Origin of the sequence: Bartonella sp. CL63NXGY (genome assembly GCF_042194905.1) — a bacterium.
GTDB lineage: Bacteria > Pseudomonadota > Alphaproteobacteria > Rhizobiales > Rhizobiaceae > Bartonella.
The window spans coordinates 5,947-8,747 of the sequence record NZ_JBHINK010000028.1 but is presented as its reverse complement, the minus strand read 5'-3'; the positions used below and the strand labels follow the sequence as shown (position 1 = coordinate 8,747).

The 2,801-nt window shown below is 33.3% G+C and carries 2 protein-coding genes and 1 pseudogene; all 3 read left to right on the top strand.

Annotated elements, in window-relative coordinates; all coding sequences use genetic code 11:
- Positions 1-360, top strand: a 360-nt coding sequence (locus ACFIK0_RS08625; RefSeq protein ID WP_375663829.1) for a YadA-like family protein, incomplete at its 5' end; no start/stop codon positions are given.
- Positions 361-796: 436 nt separating this feature from the next.
- A complete protein-coding gene (locus tag ACFIK0_RS08620) occupies positions 797-997 on the top strand; it encodes a hypothetical protein (RefSeq protein ID WP_273791568.1) in 201 nt (66 codons plus the stop codon).
- A gap of 1,227 nt (positions 998-2,224) precedes the next feature.
- Positions 2,225-2,801 (top strand): annotated as a pseudogene (locus ACFIK0_RS08615) (hypothetical protein); the annotation flags it as partial.

The window sequence follows — 2,801 nt, the reverse complement described above, 5'->3', positions numbered from 1 at the left end:
CTTGAAGATGCCAATAAGTATACGGATGAGAAAGTTAGTGGTCTTGTCAATGATGCTGTTAACGAGTCTAAATCCTACACGGATATGAAGTTTGAGACGTTGAATTATGCTATTCAGGATGTTCGGAAAGAAGCAAGACAAGCTGCTGCTATTGGTCTAGCAGTATCTAATTTAAGCTATGACGATACACCGGGAAAATTAAGTTTTTCATTTGGTACGGGTGTATGGCGCAGTCAATCTGCGCTTGCTCTTGGTGCTGGTTATATGTCTGAAAATGGAAGATTTCGCTCTAACGTATCTGCAACGAGTTCTGGGGGACATTGGGGGGTAGGTGCTGGATTTAGGGTAACACTGAATTAACAATAGAAAATTCGAAATAAATTTTCCTTCTCTTATCAAATGCGTTACATGTGCCATTTAAAGAGAAGGAAAGTTATTTTCATCATAAATGAATAGCAATAGAAGATAAGGGCGTATTTCGAGTAAAAATATATTTTTTATTATGAAATTTTATATGAAAAAATCATTTATCATCTCCAAAAGGAATTATTTGAGTAATCGATATTTATTTTTAATATATTGTAATAATATTATTAATGAATGCAGCATTGTTTTTTATGACAAGATAGGGGGTATTTTATTTTGCATAATTCTACTGCTGATAAGATTATTATTGGATTGTATAATGCCATAAAAGGTGATCAATTACATGACAGTGAGCAGCAGATTAAGACAGTTTTTAATGATGCGAAAAAATATATAGATAAATGTTTTTCTGAATCCATAGTATAATGCAATGAGTAATGTTGTTAATGATGCAAAATCTTACACGGATACAAAATTTGAAGCATTAAGATGTGATATTAAGACAGCTCAGAAAGAAGCAAGACAGGCATCCTCTGTTGGTTTAGAAGTATCGAATTTAAGTTATTTCAATATCCTTTGGTCTTTAAGTCTTTGTTTTGGTAGTGGTTTATGGCGTAGCCGATTGGCTTGAGCTATTGGAACCATTTATATGTCAGAAGATGGAAAGATTCGCTCTAATATATCTGTCACGAGTGCAAGAGGTTACAGGGGGTTAAGTGCAGGAGTAAACTTAACACTGCATTAATAATAAAAAACGCATTCGCCCTTGTTTCATCAGACAAGGGTAAAAATTTTATAAAGAAGTGATATTTTACACAGAAACTCATAGAGTAGTATACTTGTAAAGTTTTATAACAATGTATTCTGTAATAATAATCTTAGTGGGACTAATTTTAGTTACAGTGAAGCATTTTAACAAAAAAAATTACAAATGCAGAGTGATGTTTTTATATAAATTAATAGAGCACGCGTAATCGCACAATATTTTAAAACTGTACAGTTTATAATTTTATTAATAGGAATATCCACTAGGGGGTATGCTTAAAGAAATAAAAAATCTCATTTTTTCCATTTTTATTATTTTCTTTGTATGTAGCAGCGGGAATGATTAAGTAAGACTCACTTTGATCACAACAGGGATATTTAAAGCATAACGATGCACCAGCACTTTTATAAAAGCCTAAAGTGTAAACAATGAGGCTATGAATTCTAGAATTATTTCAAGAATCAGAAAGACGCATTGTATAAAAATATAAAAAAATAATTAAATTATTTTTTCCTTGCTATTTTTTAATAATCTGTATAGAGTGCGAAAAATTAATTAAAAGAAACTAGAAATCTTCTCGCAAAGCGGGGTGCGGTAAGTTATGGAAAAATTACAAAATCACAATCGTCTGATCTCAAAAAGCTTTAAGAGATACAAATATAAAACTCATGGGTATCTCGCTTATTTTCACGACAAAAGCACAATAACCCTACAAAAAACGCTCTAAATTACTCAACAAACAACTTAACTCCCTTGCGCAATAAACATCCTTTATTGCCTCTTAAACACACAACACTTAATAATAGCGCGCAAACATGTTTTTTCTACACGCCTTTCACCTTTCTTCGCCTTTAAATTTAAAGGCTCTGCTACAGAAAGAAAATCCCCCCTAAAAGGGGAAAATAAACCTTATTAATCGGACTATCAATCAAGGTGGACTACAACCTCATTGATATCTTAGATAGTCCTCTTCCGCATTATGACAACCCTAATCTTTTATAAAACAAGAAAAAACTACCTCTAGAGCTTAGTAGCACCGGAATATGTCTTTTTAATGTTTTCAATATGTTTTTTTTACTTAGAGGATTTATTATGAAAAAAATATTATATACCACACCACACACACTAGCAGTGAGTAATTTAAAAAATTCTTGCTCGTCTTATCGATTACCTTTTATAAAAACGCTTTCATTAGTGTCAGTAGCTGCCTTTTTATCAAATGCTTCTCCTGTTTTTGCTTGTGATCTTTGGGGTAATGTAGCGCAGTATTTTGGTGGAGGTACAAATATACGTAAAAGTATTGCGCCAACCTATATAATTAACGGTAAAATATATAGAGATGTTGGTTCTGCGTTGTATGGTTTGGAGAATTATGTCGCTGAAACTAGGTATGATAAGTTTGTTAAGCAAGATGCATCAGGACTTATTACAATTGGTGCGGACGTAGGTGGCAATAGAATAACTATCGCAAATAGCTCTCATGGATTGAGGACTCTTACTGGTGTTGCTGATGGTTGGGTTTCGCCAATCTCGTATGATGCAGTCAATGGTTCTCAGCTTTTTTCCCAAGGCATCAGTACTGCGATCTCTTTTGGCGGTGGTGCTGGATACGATAGAAAAGGAAACTGGATAGCTCCTACTTTTACAGTTAAGGTCTTTGATAAAAATG